Raw genomic sequence first — 15,479 nt, forward strand, 5'->3', positions numbered from 1 at the left:
ATAACATAATTAAATAACTATAACTATATAGGATGTTCGAAAAGCCTCTTATATAGTCAATATGAACGTTATAGAGGTATGTCTTTTTTAACGTATATACTACTTTAATATTCATCAATTATATAATACACTTGTATTCTCATATCTCTATAACAGTTCACTTGTTATATTCCAAGCAATTATTCCATATAACAGCAACCGAATATTATCACTAGGTAAAATCCATATAACAGAACAACAAAAATATTGCTAAGTATTTTTATATAACAGACTACTCAAAATATCACCAGTCAATTTTCATATAACAGCAAAGCAAAAATATTGCAGCCTAAAATTTAATATAACAGCAAGCCCAAAATATCACGGAGGTTTTTTACACATGAAAACAATCTTACATAAACATTCATACACTGTATTAGTTATTACATTATCACTCTTAACCGGTTACACTCTAATAAATATATTATCTAATTAATAAAATTAGATTGCTATTTAGACATATCCACTAAAGTGAATAAATTAAATTATCATAACCAATTAGGAGGCAATACACATGTTACAACTATTAACCAATCACAAGGAATTAAAACAAATATACACTTACAACTCCAATCCACATTCCAGCTTTGATTATGCTAATAACTTAGGATATAAACAAGGCTTATCAAGCTGGAATAATGACTTATTCACTCCATACCTCAATAAACTAATCAATCAAGACATTCTTACTAAAGTATATGATTTTGTACAGAATGGACAACGTGAGGCACTATATCAATTTTCAAATGGGGATGAAATAGAACTATTTGGAGAAAATCACATGAATATTAGAATATTTTTCAACTATTAAGAGGATCAATTTTGATTCTCTTTTTTATATAATTAAATCAATAAGCAATACTTATCATATATCCAACAATCAATTAATCTTTTCTATCGCTAATTAGTAATTTATTTTCAATATTTAGTTGTCGTAATAGGAATAAATCAATATAATATATAATGAGGGGATAAGTCTGTACTTTTTCACTGACATATAAAATTAAATAACGAAAAATTCAGGAGGTTAAGCAATTGTCAAATTATTTCTTTTGTTATGATTCATCGTTACACAAATATTTACATAAAATACATAAGCAATCTTATATATGTGCAGCTTTACACCAAACAACACATAAAACATTTTGGCTTTATGAACGCACACCGGAAATTAATAAGTTAATAGAAGAATATACAACATTTATGAAACAATAAAATAATAGAATCAAAGTTACATAATCTCATGTGAAATCATTGTTAAGCAATTATATAGTTAAACCGAAAAGGAGATGTTACTTAATTGAATAAAAAGGAACTCATTGAACAAATGAGAAAGGTAGGACAGACAATAGGTGTCAATGCTGTTCAGGATTTTCTTGAATCACATGACTTAGAAATGGATGACATAGAACTATCTTTCCAAGTAAAAGATAAATCTAAAGTAAACTGGAAACCTAAAAGTAAATTTGTAAAGGTATTTGATACGGAGCTGAATAAAACAATGGAAAATAAAAAAATTGATATAGAAATGATTGGCTTTTTAACTGTTTTATCATCCTATTTAAACTATGAAGACAATTGTTTAATTAAATCAGATGGAACATATTTAAACCAAAATGACATAGTACAATTAACTGGATGGAATAGAAAGAAGGTTAATCAAACTATAAAAACACTTATTGAAAATGAAATCTTATACACTGAACAAAATGAAAACGATAAGAGAAATAAAAAGTATTATATTGATCCTAGCTTATTCTTTAGAGGTCAAAAGATAACTAAAGAGGTGAAGGAATTCTTTAATAGTAAACATAACTTAAATAATTAAATATATAATATGTTTCTAAAATGACACATAATCGAAAAATAGGGTTATAAAATCAACGTTAAAAAATACAATATGTTTCTAATTTGCTACATAATTTTTTCGTTAAATCCCTTGAGGCTCTAAGGATAAAGCCTATTTTTGCCGAAAAAGTTATCTTATATACTTCTTCCCTATATATTACGAGATAGTTAAAATTAATACATATTAAATTAATAATTATACTAATACATATAAAAATATAAGTCAGTGGGAAAACTTGTTTTCACGCTGAAAGAAGTTATTTGCCTAACTACACAAACATATATACACTACATAACCTTTACACTCTACACATTGCATATACTCTATATTGTGTATGCAAATAACGATACCTATTCACTATGTAAAGTGTAAGATCCTAAACAGTGGTATTTTATCACTCGAAAGGCTGTGCTTTTCTCATGAACTTAATAAATTTTCTATAAGCCATTGCATAATTATGATGGTTATTTTTATAAATTCCTAATAATATAATGGTTTTAAGGGGATTGAAAATAATATAAATAAAAACACTTTACATTATATAAATAAATTGCTATAATTTAATTAAAGTTAAACGATATATAAAACGATTAAAGGGGATATGTAAAATGTTATATAACGCAAAATTAGTAAATAAGAAAACAAAAAGAGAAATTGCAATTGGTGTGGCTAAATGGGATGAAAGAGGATTTTATAAATTTAATCTAATCCCAACATTACACAGTAAACCATTTATAAATATTACAAAGCATTCTTCTAATGAAGTAGTTACCGGAGAAATTTATAGTAATTAAACTTCGTAATAAAAACAATATTTTATAATAAATAAATTATAACTTGGAGGAATGTAAAATGAATATTAAAACAACTGTAGAATATTTTGATAAGGATATTGACGAATTACTGGAAACAAGAAGCGATACAATGTATACAAAAGAAGAAAATTTATTATTTGATGAGGGATTAAATGTAACATTCTTTGATGATATGGAAGAATATGAATTCGAACAAGATCAATTTGAAGAATGGATGACTAGTAGAGGAATGGAATTAAAAGCATTACTTAAAACAATTAACGGAAGAATAGCAGCTGTATTAATCTAATAAAAAATAAATTTGATTAGAAATTAAATTAACAAAAGGGGATAAACTAATATGAACAATTACAAAGTCGGGCAAACAGTTATATGTACATGGGGATCAAATAAAGGGAAAAAATTCATCATTGAAGCAATTCTCAAAGATAACTACTCATGTTCACTTGCTGGAGCTAATGACGGTAAATACTACGCATATACAGATAATCAGTTAACACTTAACTAAGCAGCCAAAAGGCTGTTTTTTCTTTTCTATTCACCATAAAATCAATCATTTATTTGGTGAAAAATATTTAAAATAAATTTATAAAAACTATTGAAATAATAAAAATAAATTGCTATAATGTATTTAACGATAGCAAATACATATTAAATCAATTTTTAAGGAGTGTTTCAAATGACATCAGTAGCAATGAAAATTAATGAAGAATTAAACGGGATCGAATTATACTTTAACTCTAAACCATCAAAAGAAGTAAGAGATAATTTAAAAGCTAATAAATTTCGTTGGTCATCATTTAAAAATTGCTGGTATGCTCGCCAATCTGAAAACACTTTCCAAATTGCTAACAGTCTTACAAACAATGAAGAAGTAACCGCAGCACCAATTAAGGAAGTAAAGAAACATGCTAAAGTAAAAACTTTAAGCTTATGGGATGCTACAAGATGGAAAGGTATAGAGTTAACAGAATCCCAAAAAGAACAAGATTGTAAAGAAATAGCGAAGGAAATTAGAACTCACATTAGAAAAAGATTTCCGCAATGTAAATTCTCTGTAACTGTTCCATACTCTGGAAGAATCAGCTTTGATATTAAATCAAGTCCATTCGAAAAAGGATCAACTTATTTAAATGCAGTCCTAGAATACTGCAGTAACCTTTTAAATGCTTATAAACATTGTTACAGTGCAGCCGATCCATATACAGACTATGCAGGAGTATATAATTTTACTGGTTGGGCTGAGATTCATTGGCAATATACACAAACTGAACAAACAGAAGATATTAAAAAAGAAATGGAAGAATTTGATTCCAAACTAGCAGAGTTTGAAAAAGCTGAAGAAGAAAGAAAAGAAAAAGAGTATCAAGAATATGTAAAAGAACAAGAAAGAAGAAATGAAGAATATAAAAAGCAACAAGAAGAAGAAAAGAAACAAGTCGAAAATATCTATAACAGCATTGATGTGAAAGAACTAAATGAAAATGAAAAATACTTTGTAACTGGTGCAGAATTCGCAGACTTAAATAAAAATAACACATTGGATCAATACAAGGAAGAAGTTGAAAAAGGTAAATATTCTTTGGAAGATGTAAAAATCACTAAAGAAGTACATTTTGACAACTTAGAAGCATTAGATAATTTCTCTAACATGCTTTTAAAAGATTTTGATTTCCTTGCTAATACTGGCGGCAGCTTTACAGAAGACAACCGTATTAATTCAATGACAGACTTCTATAACATGGATGATTATGAAAGAAAAACGGTTAAATGGAATCTATACGGAGTCGCAGTTTATTATAACAACAAGTTACAATTCGTTATTGATGCTCAGGGCTATTCATATGCTCGTTATGTTGGACTTACAGACAATGCAACCATTGAAAAAGATATAACAGTCGAGCAAGTTTTAAGCGGAGAGGATCAAGAAGAATTACAACATCAAGCAAGTGTATTGGAAGACATTTCAACAAGTGTAATTGATGAATTAGATATCAGTGGAACATGGGAAAATGAAAACTGGAAAGAGTATAAAGAAGCGGTTAAAAACAAATTAAAACAATACGAAATTAAATTAACAAAAGATATTATTCAACAATTAGAAATTGATTGTTTAAAAGTTGCTATGTATAAGATATTGCAGGAAGTGGACAGCATTCAAGAACAATTTGCAGATGCAGACATCCAACAAGGTGAAAAACTAACACTCTTTTATATATCTGATTGGGGAGGCATTATAACAAACAGAATCACATTTGACAGCGTGAAAAATGAAAAATATGCACAATATGACAAGGCAATTAAATTAACATTTACACCGGAGAATAAAAGGAAGTTACACTATAAGCATTTCTATTCTACATTGTTAGTCTATAAAGGTTGGCTATCATTACCGGAAACAGTATTACACAATATAGAAGAAAGGGACGGAATGAGAATAACAAGTAGCAAATACCATTCATGTGATAATAAACAGTATGACGAAATTCTAAATTATTTTGAGGAGCAGGAAATAAAACCAATTATAAACACTTATAAACCTAGATTCTGATATAACAGTCAAGGCAGTTTTTTACAAGGTTTCTGCTATAACAAAAAACCTTAAATATTGCTAGGAGGTTTTAAAATGTTTAACAATAATCCTGATTTTTATCCAACTCCAACAAAGCTAATTAATAAAATGTTATCCAATATAGATTTTCGATATATTAGAACAGTCCTAGAACCATCAGCAGGAAAAGGGGATCTAGTGGAGGCTATAACACAAAAGTTCAAATATCACCAGTCATATAACAGAAGTAACTATGATATTGACACAATAGAACTAGATAACAATTTGCAATACATTTTACAGGGGAAGAAATTTAGACTTGTTCACGATGATTTTTTAACCTATAACACATTTAAAAAATACGATTGCATTATTATGAATCCTCCATTTAGTCAAGGGGATAAACATCTATTAAAGGCTATTGAAATGCAGCAAAAAGGCGGTCAAATTGTTTGTTTATTGAATGGGGAAACTTTAAAGAATCCATATACAAATACAAGAAAAGAATTGATCCAAAAGTTAGAGCAATATAATGCAAAGGTTGAATTTGTTCAAAATGCCTTTACAGATGCAGAAAGAAAAACAGACGTAGAAACGGCAATTATCTATATTAACATTCCTAAAATTGAATATAACAGCGTGATATTGGACGAACTGAAGCAAGAAGAGATACATAAGAATAATAATGAATATAACAATCATTATTTAATAGATTCTGATTTTATAAAGGGAATTGTACAACAGTATAATTTTGAAGTCAAAGCCGGATTAAAGCTAATAGAAGAGTATAACAGTCTTAAGCCATTAATGCTAACGAGTTTTAAAGATAACAGCAACCCAATTCTAAAACTTGGTTTAGAATATGAGGATAAAGAGGGAAGTAGTTTAGAAAATGCTTATATAAAGCAAATTAGGCTTAAATACTGGACTGCATTATTTAGCAATGATCAATTCATGGGACTATTTACAAGTAATTTAAAACAAAAGTATCTTCAGTATGTACAGGAATTAAAAGACTATGATTTTTCATTCTATAACATTTATTCTTTACGTATTCAGCTAAATAAAGAAATGGTGCAAGGGGTAGAAGATACCATTTTAAACCTATTTGAAGAGTTTTCATATAAACATTACTATGATGAGCAATCAAAGAACGTGCATATGTACAATGGCTGGAAAACTAACAAAGCATATAAAATTAATCACAAGGTTATTATTCCTTTAAATGGTTATAGAGACATGCAATATTCTTGGGGTCGGTATAATCCATCACATTATGATGTTTTGGAAAAATTGCGAGATATTGAAAAAGTATTCAATTACTTGGATTCAGGAAGAACAGAAGAAATTGATATGGAACAAACTTTAAAAATGGCTGAACACTATGGAGAAACTAAGAAAATAGAATTAAAGTATTTTTACATTACATTTTATAAAAAAGGTACTTGTCACATTGAATTTAAGAATATGGAGCTTTTGAAAAAATTTAATCTTTTTGGATCACAGAGAAAAGGCTGGCTTCCTCCTTCCTATGGTAAAGCACAATACAAAGACATGACACCGGAAGAAAAAGAAGTTATAAACGATTTTGAAGGGGAGCAATCCTATAATGATGTAATGAAAAATAAATCATACTACATTATGAATACAGAAGAATTATTGAAATTGACATCATGAGAAACTATATAACAGATCGCTTGCGGTATTCGGGTTTGAAATTTGATATAACAGTCAACCCGAAATATCGCAGGTGATTTTTGAAAATATGAAAAATTGTATAACAGCTTTAAGTTTTGTTTGCAACTTAACTCAGGTCTTATGTGAACCTAAGTAAAATAAATCACGATGAAAGGTACATTTTAATCTCTGATTTTAAAAATAAATATACAAAAATTGTTGACTTCTCATTAATAACAATATATAATTAAATTAACAAAACAAACACAAAAGGAGATTGAATTGAATGGAAAAAGTAAATTACATTTTAAACATGGATATGTTAGAAGAGGAAATTGAGGAATTAAAAATCGCAGTTCACGGAGACACACTAAGTCAACATAGAATAATTAATGAAGGTGACTATACAATCATTGAATTGTTTACAGAAGATAAACTAACAAGCGAGAAAGATTTATTTTATGGAAAACAATTTAAAAATCTATTGTGCATAGGTAGACATCAACATGTTGCAGCAATTGAATATGATCCAATTGATTTATACGATGAATTTATTGGAACAGGTGAAGAACTAAGTTTTGCATAACATCAAGGTCAGCGAATAGTTGACCTTTTTTCATAGTCAAAGGAGGTGAACTGGTGGAAGATTATAAATCAAAAATATCTGATATTGAGGACATTTGTAAATTATGGACTGGGCTTTATATGGATGGTAACTCGGCAATGAGTAGGGTAGCAGAAATTATAAAAACAAAATACAAAATTGTTGAGAATGTAGCATTTACAGATAATAAAGGGAATGACATATTCAAGGTTGATAAAGCGATGATTAAAATTAGTGAAAAATAAGGAGGTAATAACATGAATAAATATTGCGTAACAATTTCACAAAATGGTGGCGAATATGACGGAGATATTTTTATAAAATGCGATGAATTAATAAAGATTGATAATAATACCGTTTGTGCAGATGGAATAGAGATTAATTTTGATTATGAATATATTATAGAGATTAAAAAAGAAGGAGAATAATAAATGAGTAGACAAATAGATAAATTAATAATTAAACATTTGAAATTTGATTTACATTCGGAAACTGAAAGAGGTTTTTGGGTATATTTAAATGACGATCAGGATGCTACACTTTTCAGACCTTCAGAAAATATAAAAGATGCTTGGTTAGTTGTTGAAAAGTTTGATGAAGTTGATATAACAAAAGAATTTCAAGGAACATATGAATGTAGAATTTTCGCTTTTGCCAATAATGGAAGTCCTGTAGAATGTTGGGCTAGATATGGTGATACTCCAGCAATGGCAATTTGCAAAGCAGCATTATACGCTTTAGGAGTTGAATATGATGAATAGTAGAAATATAGAAACAACGATTATCAATGATAGATATATTTCTTCAGCAGAAATAGAAAGAAATTATGAAGGAATAGGCAGATTTTATTCTTATGAAACTTTTGTTTGGGAATATGATAAAAAATCACATACTAGACGGAAATTACTATATCAGACTTATCAAAATACATACACAGATGCAATAAACGTCCATTTACATTTTATTAGAAACTTTTGTAAGAATATAATAGATAATTTAACAATAGTTGATTCACGACTTGATTATGAGGAGGATTAATAATGAGAATATTGATAAATGGTAAGGTATATGACTCTACTGAAACACCAGTTTTAATTATATTTGATGAAAATGAGAAGAAATTATTTAATGGAATGAAGAAATTTATTTCAGCACCTGAACATTATACAGTTGAACAAAGACAAAAAATATTTGATACTGAAATATAAAATCTTGAGTAGGAGGTAAATAATATGATTAAATTAGAAAAAGGACAAATATGGAGAAGTAAACTTCATCCACACGAGGATTTTAAAATTTATGATGTAATTGTGCAAGAATGGGATCACCATCTTACAGAAACTTTTTATTGTTGGGAAAGATTGAATCATGAAGCATTTGTGAAAATGGTTGCTGATAGAAAGAGAATGACACTAGATGAATTTATTAAATCAACAAAGACAACTCATCCTTTTGCATGGTGTGGTGAAAGTCAAAGGAATGTATTAATGAATAAAATTAAAAAGTGTGAAATGGAACTAAGTGAATGAAAAACATAATACAATGTGAACAATGTAAGATACCATATAAACCATTAACAGTATCAAATAATGAATATGGAAAGTTTATTTGTCCGAAATGCTATAATACAATTACTATTCATGCACCAGTGGAATTAATAAAAACTTTTACATAAAGGGAGTTAATGAATCGTGAAAGATAACGAATATAAAAAGAAATTTTTCGAGTTGTTTTCATTTGATGATTTACATAGTATTCAATATGCTTTGGAATGTAGATACGGACTAAATGATGAATTAGCAATTAAAATGAAAAGCTTTCTGGAGGAATGGGAGAATGAACGAAAAATATCTAATTAATGTAATTCTAAAATTAATTGATCATATTGATAATTTACATGATGAGATTAGCGAAATTAGAACTGAAGTAAAAGGTGATATTAAAGAAATAAGCAATAAACTAGAAAATTTAAGTCAATATGTTTATCCAAATACAAATGAGAATTCTAGACATATTAAAAACAATGAATTGTGGGATTTAAAATTCACATTAGAAGAACGCTTGCAATCATTATAAAAACTCAGTTTTATCTCTTTATTTGGATAATTTGATATAGTAGAATTAAAGAATCAAAGGGGGATGAATATGGAGAAACAATATAATTATCCAGATATCATTAAGGTATTTTCAACAAGTCGTGAAGAAGTTGTCAATGATTATTTAGATTTAGGCTGGGTATTATTAAATGTAAGTCAATATACAGAATATACTTTAGGATGGGATAAAACAAAAGGTGAAATCAAAGAACCTAAATATGTTACTGATTTACCTTTCTAAGAGAGACAGATTATTATTCTGTCTTTTTTTATGTCCACAAGTGCAACAAATAATGATAATAAATTAATAAAATTGTTAATGTCATATTCCTGAATATCATCCCATATGATTTACTATCTAGTTCAAAAGGAGTTGATTTAATGGGTTTAGGTTTTCCATTGGTTTTAGTCGGTATCTATGCTTTATGTAAATTTGTACATGAGGAAGTTAAAACAGTAATGCATGGTAAATAAGTAGAATACACTTTCATGGAGGGGATTATATGACTATTGAACCAAGAGAATTTTTAATGAATATGAAGGAACATGATTTTGTCTATGACATGAAGAAATTAAGTGCAGTATTTAACCGGAATCATGAAGAAGATAAGGAGTATGTATTTAAGATCCTAGACTTATTGTATGAAAATTATGATCGTGTAAAATATATTGATGACATGAGTGAAAAATACACAGGTAAAGATGGTTGGGCTGTATTAATTTCACAAAAGTTTGCAATGGCAGATAAAAGAATTCCTATTCCACAAGCTCCTTTCCATATTAAAATTAATGGAAAAAATGACATTTCAATGAAAGCGAAAATAGCTTATATGCTGCTGATTGGATTCCTTAAAGAAACTGACGAACCTATACATGTGTCATTAAACTTCAAGGATGAAGTATATAGGAAGACTTATAAACAGTATGTAAAGGAAAATGTATTGGTGTATTAAGCCTCTTAAAAAGGAGGCTTTTCTTTTTGAATAATTTTAAAAATAAATTAAAATAACACTTGTAATAATAAAATTAAATTGATATAATTTACTTAAGATAAATTGAGGAGGGAATAATACATGCCAACAGAAATTAAATATTATATGGTGCGAATGGTCGATTTAGCTGCTGAAAAATTTTTTGAGAAAGAAATGAGTCAATTTGAAGTTGAATCAATTGAACTTAAAAACAAAATGGGAAATAACAGAATTCAGATCATAAATAAGTCTTATAGTTACACTAAAAACCTAGTTACAGGTAGGAAATATGCCGCAATCACATTTTAAATAAAGTTTCCCTTTTAATGTGATTGAGATGGTAAAATAAAAGAAAAATGGAGGTAATTAAAAATGAAAACTAAAACAGTAACTATAAAGGAAGCAGAAGAAATATTAGGAATGGATATTAATATGTCTTACAACAAAGATTGTGTGAATTATGGATTAGTTTTAGTGAATGAAAGTAAGAATAATGAAATAGTTGATGGAAGACTTTGGTTAGAGCAAGGGGTATTTAATCCAGAATCCACTCTCACTATTGTATACGCTGAAAACGATGATGAAGTAATAAGATTACTTAGTAGGTCACGTTAAAACAGGTATTATAACTTAATAAGGAGTTGGTGTAAATGGGTTTTGAATTACATGTATGCAATGTGGTGAAGAAATATTAATTGAAACTGGAGATGTAAACGCTAATAGTTTTAATAAGCTTGAAGTTTATCCAGTGCAAGGAAGAGTTATAATTCAATGCTCTTGTGGAAATGAAAACGATATTGATTTTAGATGATTTAAATATTTGAATATACAAAGGAGTATGAAGAGCATGGATAGAACTAAAGAGGAATTGATATCAATGGGATGGGAATCAATTGGCTTTGATGGAGTTTTAGAATACTTGGCTAGAGAAAACGAGCATGGAGAAATACTGTATATTCCGGTCTTTAATGGGAAAACGATGGGAATTGTCAATAGTCACAACAAGAATGTAATTAAATTATTAGCTAATTATATAAGTGAATAAAATAACAAATTTATTATGCAAGATACTTATAAAAAAAGGGTGTATAAAATGACATATAGAAAACCACTATGTACATGTGGAAGTCCATTAAGAATAAGAGAAAGAAAAGAAAGTGTAATAGAGTATCAAATTACCCAAGATGGCAGAGAAGGTAGAATGACAAGCGAATATTACACTGATACTTTGAAATCTTATTTAATATGTCCAAAATGCAATAAGGTTTTTGATAAAGATGAAGATGAAGATTTGAGAATTATAAGAGGAAATTGGAGATCAAATGTTGATATTACTTAAAATGAACTAAAGAATCATGAAGTACAGTAGAAAGGATGGAAATATGTCTTTCTAAAAAGGTGAAAAAATTGAAAAATTATACTGATAAATTAGAGGAACTAAGAAACCTTATAATGGGAACATCTGAAGCTTCACATGAATTTTGTTAATTAAATCAATATTAAAAAGGAGAGGAGTGTTAAAATGATCAACTTAAACAAAGTAAAATTACCTCGTCAAACACAAGAAAGACCATATACAATTAATCTAGTGAAATTATCTAAAGTAAATTTAACAAAGTAATATAAATAAATTAAAATGATGGAGGTGAAATAATAATGACAGCATACATAAAGAAAAACACATATACAGTTTTAGTTATAGGATTAGCGGTAGTAACAGGGTATATTTGGATTCATAATTTGTAATGAAAATATATTACTAATAAAATAATTAGGAGATGAGAAAAATGAATAGATTTGATGGGAATGACAACTACGGTAAACCAAAAATGGAATATGTAAATAAAATTAATAACATGTCAGATGAGGAGTTGTTTGAAGAAACTAAAAGTAAAATATGGCTTTCAGCTTATGCAAACAATAATCCGAGATCAGATTATCACTGGCATGTAGATGCATGTTATGAAGTTTGGAATGTTCGAAATGAAGGAGAAGGATATAAAAAAGCCTTTAATGAAGTGATGAAAGGTATTTTGAAATAAATTTCTAATTTTATAAGGAGGGAACACTATGAAACAAATTTATAAGGCAGTGGATGGTAAAATATTTGAAAAAGAAAAAGATTGTTTAGTACACGAATTTAATTTAAAGGGAGGATCTGAAAGTTTTAAATCCATTGTACAAGAAGCAGTTAATGAAGTTAAAAATATAACTGGTTTAGATATAGAAATTCGAGAAGCTGGTGCCAAAATAGATTGGGATGGTGATCCTAATACCGATGTAAAGAATTTTGTAGAATGGCAAGAAATCGAACTAGTAGTTTACAAGGATGGAGTACAAAGAGGGGAAGAATATAGTCGAGGTTCGCAAGGAGGATTTACAAAAGAGTTTTTAGTGGAACAGTTGGTAAAAGAATATCACACTCCATATTTACAAGTTCACGAAGGTGTAATTGTCGATAGTAACGAAGGTGACTGGTATCCTGAAGGCTATGCAATTGATGGTGTTAATGTAAATGATATCTTGAGAGCTAATTATGGCAAAAGAGTTAGAATTGAAATATTAGATTAAAAATCTGATTTTAACGGAAATGGAGGTATTCTCATGAGATTTAAATCTGTAAATATAGAAGAATGTGAGATATGCGGAGATAAAGAAGTGATTGGAATTAGAGAAGGGGTAACAGAGGATATTGGCATAGGAAGTTATCATGGAACAAAAGAATTTTGTGATAAATGTTTTGAAGAAAATACCTATACAAATAATTTAGGTTTTACATTCTTAAAGTTTAATAAAAGGTTATTTTGTTATAAACCATTCAATTATTTAGATTTTGGATTTAGAGAAGTTGTTAGTGAAATGGATATAGATAGAGCGTTTAATCCTGATCGTTATAATTTTGAAAAATGGCTTAGTAATTACTAGATAAAATATCCATTTCGTTAAGACTTGAAGGGAGAGAATAGGATGAAAAGAGTAAACATTATGAGTAATAGAGATTTTGAAAATGGTTTATGGGAAAATGAATATGATGAATATGAGGAAGTTTATCAAAACGCTTTAATGACGGTACAAATCATTGAAGAAAATAGAAGACTAAAAAGAGAAAACACAAGATTGCAAAAAGATCTAAGGGAGTCCAGAGAAAATTTAGATAAACAATATCAATATTCTATTAGTCAGGTTGGAAATATTTTAGGTACTCTAATAGAAAATTCAAAATAAAAGACTGCTTATGGGAGGGGAAATTTAATGGATCTTAAATATTGGGAAAAACAATTAATTTTATATACAAAGGGACATTATCCAAGAACAGATTATGAAAAAGATTTAGTTCACTTTCCTTCTGAATTTTATGGATTATCCTTAGAACAAACATATCAGTATAATGTGCTGCACATGGTAACAGATGTTTATCAAAAGTTAGTAGCTAATGGTCATATACAATTTAAATTAGATACATTCATAACAGATATATTTAAAAGAGCTTGGTGGGATAATGGTAAAAAAGAAGTGTCTTATGATCATATTTTAAAGCACATGTTATCAGAAATTCAGAACATAGTAATATTAAATTCAGGTATCGAATTAGGTGGAGTAGATGAGAATTTATATAATATCATTAAAATCGACACGATTAACAATTAAATTAATGTAGGAGGTTTTATAATGAGGAGATTCAAGTATAACCACTGCAACAAGACATTGACAGCAACGGTCATTGAAACAAACGGACGTAAGAATATGGGGACTATCCATCTTGAAAATGGGATGATGACAAAGAAACTATACAGGGACATTGTGGAAGCTTTAAATAGAAATCAGGTAGAATATTTAAATTAGGGAAGGGTGTTTTAAATGATATTTACACTGAACGAGGATCAATACAACAAGTCATTAGAATTCTTAGATTGGTTATATGATATTAAATTAGTAATGATGTCTGAATTTAACCGAATTAAAGAGATATTGCAGATTTTAGCATATGGTGAGATAAATGAAGCAAATATATGGTATGGAGACAGCAATGATTATATAAAACACCAAGTAAATAAAATATTAGGTATGGTTAAATAGTCATCATTAGATGGCTTATTTTTTTGAAAATAAATTTAAAAAATGTATTGTATTAATATAAATAAATTGATAAAATGTAATTAATAAATCTAAAGGAGATGAAATGAATGGAGGAATTATTTCAACGAGTTTTAGATGCTGCAGGTTATGAAGGGGAACCAAATGCCAGTAATATTGAATTGTGCTTTTTAGATTATGTTGCAGATGGAATGTTCGCAAATTTAACACTTGAAGAAGCGATGCAAGAAATTGAAAATGGAGAAATTACAATTAAACAGATGTGCAGTAATTTGTTGAGAGTTTGTAGATAAATACATTGTAAGATTGGATTGTTACATAAAAAGAAAGGAGGTACTTACAATCCAATCTGAAGTTAGTTATCAAGAATGGTATGAGTTGTTGATGGAAGCTAAAAGGGCAGGATTGACAGTAGAACAAGTCAGAGAGTTTTTTGAACAACTAGAACGGAAAAAAGAAGTAAATAAATGAGGGATTGTTGCAGATCCCTCAAATACTCTTAGTCATTCCACAATTACGACATTTACGAATGAATTTATAATCTTTGACTGTACTTTCAAAATGCGCTTTACCACAATTATCACAACGTCCCTCGGTTTCATCAGGGAATTCTTTATAGTCGTAAACAATACTAGTATCAATACCTTTAGTTTCTATTTTAGATTCAGTCATTTTAATCACCAATTATTAATTATAGATAAGTAAAATTGCAATGTAAATTAAAAGTTTAAATATAAAAATAAATCGATGGAGGAGAATGATTATGTTAGCGAATATCGAAC

The 15,479-nt window shown here is 28.4% G+C and carries 31 protein-coding genes; 30 read left to right on the plus strand and 1 reads right to left on the minus strand.

Annotated elements, in window-relative coordinates:
• Nucleotides 1-553: 553 nt before the first annotated feature.
• From CWO92_RS22080 to CWO92_RS26390, 30 genes are all read left to right on the plus strand, one after another.
• A complete protein-coding gene (locus CWO92_RS22080) occupies nt 554-850 on the plus strand; it encodes a hypothetical protein (protein ID WP_101356367.1) in 297 nt (98 codons plus the stop codon).
• Nucleotides 851-1,339: 489 nt separating this feature from the next.
• Nucleotides 1,340-1,867, plus strand: coding sequence for a hypothetical protein (locus CWO92_RS22090; RefSeq protein WP_101356369.1), 528 nt, complete (start codon nt 1,340-1,342; stop codon nt 1,865-1,867).
• 629 nt (nt 1,868-2,496) lie between these two features.
• Nucleotides 2,497-2,682: a hypothetical protein gene (locus CWO92_RS22095; protein ID WP_101356370.1), complete on the plus strand. Its 186-nt coding sequence runs from the start codon at nt 2,497-2,499 to the stop codon at nt 2,680-2,682.
• A 58-nt stretch (nt 2,683-2,740) separates the two neighbouring features.
• Complete coding sequence (locus CWO92_RS22100; RefSeq protein WP_101356371.1) at nt 2,741-2,992, plus strand: hypothetical protein; 252 nt, start codon at nt 2,741-2,743, stop codon at nt 2,990-2,992.
• Nucleotides 2,993-3,382: 390 nt separating this feature from the next.
• On the plus strand, nt 3,383-5,254 hold the full coding sequence (locus CWO92_RS22105) for an LPD29 domain-containing protein (protein ID WP_101356372.1): 1,872 nt from the start codon (nt 3,383-3,385) through the stop codon (nt 5,252-5,254).
• Between the two features lie 75 nt (nt 5,255-5,329).
• Entirely contained in the window at nt 5,330-6,931 is a 1,602-nt protein-coding gene (locus CWO92_RS22110; RefSeq protein ID WP_101356373.1) for a DNA N-6-adenine-methyltransferase, read from the plus strand.
• Between the two features lie 286 nt (nt 6,932-7,217).
• Nucleotides 7,218-7,517, plus strand: coding sequence for a hypothetical protein (locus CWO92_RS22115; protein WP_101356374.1), 300 nt, complete (start codon nt 7,218-7,220; stop codon nt 7,515-7,517).
• Between the two features lie 53 nt (nt 7,518-7,570).
• Nucleotides 7,571-7,780, plus strand: coding sequence for a hypothetical protein (locus CWO92_RS22120; RefSeq protein ID WP_101356375.1), 210 nt, complete (start codon nt 7,571-7,573; stop codon nt 7,778-7,780).
• Between the two features lie 12 nt (nt 7,781-7,792).
• Nucleotides 7,793-7,963 carry a hypothetical protein gene (locus tag CWO92_RS25645; protein ID WP_165786749.1) on the plus strand — a complete coding sequence of 57 codons (171 nt, stop codon included), beginning with the start codon at nt 7,793-7,795 and terminating at the stop codon, nt 7,961-7,963.
• 3 nt (nt 7,964-7,966) lie between these two features.
• A complete protein-coding gene (locus tag CWO92_RS22125) occupies nt 7,967-8,296 on the plus strand; it encodes a BC1872 family protein (RefSeq protein ID WP_101356376.1) in 330 nt (109 codons plus the stop codon).
• Nucleotides 8,289-8,573, plus strand: a complete 285-nt coding sequence (locus CWO92_RS22130; RefSeq protein ID WP_101356377.1) for a hypothetical protein — start codon at nt 8,289-8,291, stop codon at nt 8,571-8,573. Before CWO92_RS22125 ends, CWO92_RS22130 begins: the two co-directional genes overlap by 8 nt.
• 2 nt (nt 8,574-8,575) lie before the next feature.
• On the plus strand, nt 8,576-8,743 hold the full coding sequence (locus CWO92_RS25650) for a hypothetical protein (protein ID WP_165786751.1): 168 nt from the start codon (nt 8,576-8,578) through the stop codon (nt 8,741-8,743).
• 24 nt (nt 8,744-8,767) lie between these two features.
• On the plus strand, nt 8,768-9,064 hold the full coding sequence (locus tag CWO92_RS22135) for a hypothetical protein (RefSeq protein ID WP_101356378.1): 297 nt from the start codon (nt 8,768-8,770) through the stop codon (nt 9,062-9,064).
• Nucleotides 9,065-9,226: 162 nt separating this feature from the next.
• Nucleotides 9,227-9,394, plus strand: a complete 168-nt coding sequence (locus CWO92_RS25655; protein ID WP_165786752.1) for a hypothetical protein — start codon at nt 9,227-9,229, stop codon at nt 9,392-9,394.
• Nucleotides 9,372-9,611, plus strand: coding sequence for a hypothetical protein (locus CWO92_RS22140; protein WP_101356379.1), 240 nt, complete (start codon nt 9,372-9,374; stop codon nt 9,609-9,611). Before CWO92_RS25655 ends, CWO92_RS22140 begins: the two co-directional genes overlap by 23 nt.
• A gap of 69 nt (nt 9,612-9,680) precedes the next feature.
• Nucleotides 9,681-9,872, plus strand: coding sequence for a hypothetical protein (locus CWO92_RS22145; RefSeq protein WP_101356380.1), 192 nt, complete (start codon nt 9,681-9,683; stop codon nt 9,870-9,872).
• 262 nt (nt 9,873-10,134) lie between these two features.
• A complete protein-coding gene (locus tag CWO92_RS22150) occupies nt 10,135-10,584 on the plus strand; it encodes a hypothetical protein (protein WP_101356381.1) in 450 nt (149 codons plus the stop codon).
• Between the two features lie 120 nt (nt 10,585-10,704).
• Nucleotides 10,705-10,911, plus strand: coding sequence for a hypothetical protein (locus CWO92_RS22155; RefSeq protein WP_101356382.1), 207 nt, complete (start codon nt 10,705-10,707; stop codon nt 10,909-10,911).
• Between the two features lie 63 nt (nt 10,912-10,974).
• Complete coding sequence (locus CWO92_RS22160; protein ID WP_101356383.1) at nt 10,975-11,217, plus strand: hypothetical protein; 243 nt, start codon at nt 10,975-10,977, stop codon at nt 11,215-11,217.
• Nucleotides 11,218-11,449: 232 nt separating this feature from the next.
• Entirely contained in the window at nt 11,450-11,647 is a 198-nt protein-coding gene (locus tag CWO92_RS22165; protein WP_101356384.1) for a hypothetical protein, read from the plus strand.
• A gap of 48 nt (nt 11,648-11,695) precedes the next feature.
• Nucleotides 11,696-11,941: a hypothetical protein gene (locus tag CWO92_RS22170; RefSeq protein WP_101356385.1), complete on the plus strand. Its 246-nt coding sequence runs from the start codon at nt 11,696-11,698 to the stop codon at nt 11,939-11,941.
• 448 nt (nt 11,942-12,389) lie between these two features.
• Entirely contained in the window at nt 12,390-12,644 is a 255-nt protein-coding gene (locus CWO92_RS22175; RefSeq protein WP_101356386.1) for a hypothetical protein, read from the plus strand.
• 28 nt (nt 12,645-12,672) lie between these two features.
• Nucleotides 12,673-13,173 carry a hypothetical protein gene (locus CWO92_RS22180; RefSeq protein ID WP_101356387.1) on the plus strand — a complete coding sequence of 167 codons (501 nt, stop codon included), beginning with the start codon at nt 12,673-12,675 and terminating at the stop codon, nt 13,171-13,173.
• Nucleotides 13,174-13,206: 33 nt separating this feature from the next.
• Complete coding sequence (locus CWO92_RS22185; protein WP_101356388.1) at nt 13,207-13,527, plus strand: hypothetical protein; 321 nt, start codon at nt 13,207-13,209, stop codon at nt 13,525-13,527.
• A 42-nt stretch (nt 13,528-13,569) separates the two neighbouring features.
• Nucleotides 13,570-13,827 carry a hypothetical protein gene (locus CWO92_RS22190; RefSeq protein ID WP_101356389.1) on the plus strand — a complete coding sequence of 86 codons (258 nt, stop codon included), beginning with the start codon at nt 13,570-13,572 and terminating at the stop codon, nt 13,825-13,827.
• A 27-nt stretch (nt 13,828-13,854) separates the two neighbouring features.
• Nucleotides 13,855-14,250, plus strand: a complete 396-nt coding sequence (locus CWO92_RS22195) for a hypothetical protein (RefSeq protein WP_101356390.1) — start codon at nt 13,855-13,857, stop codon at nt 14,248-14,250.
• Nucleotides 14,251-14,271: 21 nt separating this feature from the next.
• Nucleotides 14,272-14,445 (plus strand): hypothetical protein, encoded by a 174-nt coding sequence (locus tag CWO92_RS25660; protein WP_165786753.1) that lies wholly within the window; start codon nt 14,272-14,274, stop codon nt 14,443-14,445.
• Between the two features lie 15 nt (nt 14,446-14,460).
• Nucleotides 14,461-14,679, plus strand: coding sequence for a hypothetical protein (locus tag CWO92_RS22200; RefSeq protein ID WP_101356391.1), 219 nt, complete (start codon nt 14,461-14,463; stop codon nt 14,677-14,679).
• A gap of 107 nt (nt 14,680-14,786) precedes the next feature.
• Entirely contained in the window at nt 14,787-14,990 is a 204-nt protein-coding gene (locus CWO92_RS22205; protein WP_101356392.1) for a hypothetical protein, read from the plus strand.
• 13 nt (nt 14,991-15,003) lie between these two features.
• Nucleotides 15,004-15,168, plus strand: coding sequence for an anti-repressor SinI family protein (locus CWO92_RS26390; RefSeq protein WP_268877615.1), 165 nt, complete (start codon nt 15,004-15,006; stop codon nt 15,166-15,168).
• An 18-nt stretch (nt 15,169-15,186) separates the two neighbouring features.
• On the opposite strand, the gene CWO92_RS22215 is transcribed toward CWO92_RS26390, so the two are convergent.
• Entirely contained in the window at nt 15,187-15,369 is a 183-nt protein-coding gene (locus CWO92_RS22215) for a DUF8096 family protein (protein ID WP_101356393.1), read from the minus strand.
• Nucleotides 15,370-15,479: the final 110 nt, after the last annotated feature.

It is taken from the genome of Heyndrickxia camelliae (assembly GCF_002844575.1).
Taxonomy (GTDB): domain Bacteria; phylum Bacillota; class Bacilli; order Bacillales; family Bacillaceae_C; genus Margalitia; species Margalitia camelliae.